At 52.1% G+C, this 2,243-nt stretch carries 4 protein-coding genes and 2 tRNA genes; 3 read left to right on the top strand and 3 right to left on the bottom strand.

The window, feature by feature from the left end:
- Positions 1-77: 77 nt before the first annotated feature.
- Both AC1DSG_RS30430 and AC1DSG_RS30425 read right to left on the bottom strand, forming a co-directional pair.
- A tRNA-Arg gene (locus tag AC1DSG_RS30430) sits at positions 78-149 on the bottom strand.
- A gap of 184 nt (positions 150-333) precedes the next feature.
- Positions 334-402 (bottom strand) — tRNA-Arg (locus AC1DSG_RS30425).
- A gap of 284 nt (positions 403-686) precedes the next feature.
- Here AC1DSG_RS30425 and AC1DSG_RS30420 point away from each other — a divergent pair.
- Positions 687-917 (top strand): hypothetical protein, encoded by a 231-nt coding sequence (locus AC1DSG_RS30420; RefSeq protein ID WP_477794177.1) that lies wholly within the window; start codon positions 687-689, stop codon positions 915-917.
- 24 nt (positions 918-941) lie between these two features.
- The gene (locus AC1DSG_RS30415; protein ID WP_477794176.1) at positions 942-1,121 is read left to right on the top strand and encodes a PA3371 family protein; all 180 of its coding nucleotides are present in this window, start codon (positions 942-944) and stop codon (positions 1,119-1,121) included.
- Here the strand turns inward: AC1DSG_RS30415 and phnN are convergent.
- A complete protein-coding gene (phnN, locus tag AC1DSG_RS30410) occupies positions 1,096-1,668 on the bottom strand; it encodes a phosphonate metabolism protein/1,5-bisphosphokinase (PRPP-forming) PhnN (protein ID WP_477794175.1) in 573 nt (190 codons plus the stop codon). The genes AC1DSG_RS30415 and phnN overlap by 26 nt on opposite strands.
- Before the next feature lie 382 nt (positions 1,669-2,050).
- Here phnN and AC1DSG_RS30405 point away from each other — a divergent pair.
- The coding region (locus tag AC1DSG_RS30405) for an Arc family DNA-binding protein (RefSeq protein ID WP_477794174.1) at positions 2,051-2,243 on the top strand (193 nt) is incomplete at its 3' end.

Below are 2,243 nucleotides of genomic sequence, written 5' to 3'. Positions count from 1 at the left end.
GAGCAGGCCAGGAGAGATCTCAGTAAGACAGCCAATCCGTGAGATGTGCATATGGAAGATGAGCTGCTTGAAGAATGTGTCCCCTGCAGGAATCGAACCTGCATCTAGCCCTTAGGAGGGGCTCGTTCTATCCGTTGAACTAAGAGGACGTAACGTGTACATCTTGGATTTTTTTGCGGCTAGATTCAAGCAAATAACAGGAAAAACAAGGCGTTAACTCGTAAAGCTTACACCTCTACATCCTTGCCCGCGCACCAAAGACCGTGTCCATTCAGTCAGATCTCTTTACACCACTCCCAGTCAATTGCTGGATCTAAATAGGAGTCTAGTGAGTACCCCAGATAAGAACTGCCAACCTTCCCCTTAGGAGGGGGATGCTCTATCCAATTGAGCTACTGGGACACAAGTCGTCCGCAGGAGATGCGGTAGACGGCGAGCATGTTAACGGGCGGCCCTGCGTTTGTCATGTCGTCCGTAGGGCTTTTTAAATGTAGGCAGACACCCCGTTTGACCGTGGCTTTGTTTACCGTGCAAATTGCATCCTCTCAAAATGCCAGCGTTGCAATTTGCAAGCAGACACTTACCAAATATAAGTTAATTCGTTGTTTTTAAAGGAATTAATAGCCGTTAAACTCTTGGCACGCGGGCTGCTTCAGTTGCTCTCAAGAACAACCGAGGTGAGCCTCATGAACCGCGCCCTTTTACTCTCGAATGCGATCGCCCTTGCAGTCCTGGCGGGAATTCATTTTGCACCCGAGAGCAGCGCAGTGCAGGTTGTTCAGCGCATTCCGCATTACCTTCAACTGCAAAAAGCCCCGCAATTAGCGGTCATGAATGAGCAGCGCGGCTTGATTCGCCAGGATGTCAGCCAAGGAGCAGGACCGGAGTCGCAGTCCTCAGAACGCTTGGTATTTTGAATTACCCTCTATCAGGAGCACAGCATGTCCAAATCAGCTGCAGGATTTTTGATCCTTGCCTTACTGAGCGGCATTCTTCATTTGGCGTTGGTGCAGGAGGCAGTTATCACCCTGCCCCTGATTGCCTGTTGCGTATTTGGCGGGTTGTTTGTGCTGGCGCTGATTGCCGGGCGAAAAATCAAGTTTGATCCGGTACTGCGTTAGGGTTCAGTAGACTGAGTAGATGGGCAACAGTAACGGCGAGCTCACCGGAGTTGTCGAGTCGCTGAATCTGCGTTTCACCAGGCAAATCGCCCGCAGTGAATTGCCCATTGCGGCTCAGTCGCGCTTCAATCTGCGCAAGACTCTCACGGCCCCGCCGCACCAAGCGTTCACGCAACACTTCATCCTTGACGGTCAACAGTACCGGCAAAAGCGCCGGGTAGCGATGCAGGGCCTCGGCAAGATGACCGCGAGAACCGTTGATCAATACATGTCGGCCGTCCTTGAGCCACTGATCAATCTGAATCGGAATACCATAATCCAGGCCATTGGCGTGCCAGGACAATGCAAATTCACCCTCTTCTTTGCGACGCTGGAAATCTTCGGGGGATACACCGATGGCGTCCTCACCCACACTTTCTGCGGAGCGCGTAATGACTCGCCTCACCACTTCCCCGTTCGTCGACTGTAACGATTTTCGAGCCGMTTCGATGAGGCTGTCTTTACCGGATCCGGAAGGCCCCATCAAATAAATCAGCCTGCCATCCATCTTGAATCATCCCCCACTGCGCGTCCGCCCCTAGTAAATCGGCCATTTGCCACTATCCTGTATTAGACAAGGACCAAAGATCGAATCCGTATAGCATGCGCCTTCGGGCGACTTGAGACATCAACTGCCGGGCAGACGGCGCGGTCAGAGCTACTGCAATGGACAAACCTCCAACCAGTCCGCATTTCTGAAAACAGGTGCTGGCATAACGCCGTTACCCGGTTCAATATTTGTCACAGAATTGACGCCAATGATTTGGGTGCTATGAGGCATGATGCGCCTCTATCAATTCAGGTTGAACATTTGGCCAGAGAGCTTGTCCTAACAGACATCCTGCGGCCAATCCCGAGAACCGCTCCCCTGAACTAACCCGGTTAAATATATGCGCCCATTGAAACAGGCAATTTATTCCAGCCGTACGGCTGACAAGTTCGTCGTACGTCTGCCAGACGGAATGCGTGAACGCATTGCCGAGGTGGCTCGCAATCATCATCGCAGCATGAACTCCGAAATCATTGCGCGCCTTGAGCAGAGTCTTATTCAAGAAGGCGCTCTGGGCGAAGAGCTGAGCATGC

The sequence above is a fragment of the Pseudomonas sp. P5_A12 genome, assembly GCF_056400685.1.
The sequence above is the reverse complement of the archived record's forward strand: the minus strand, read 5'-3'. Positions and strand labels throughout refer to the sequence as shown.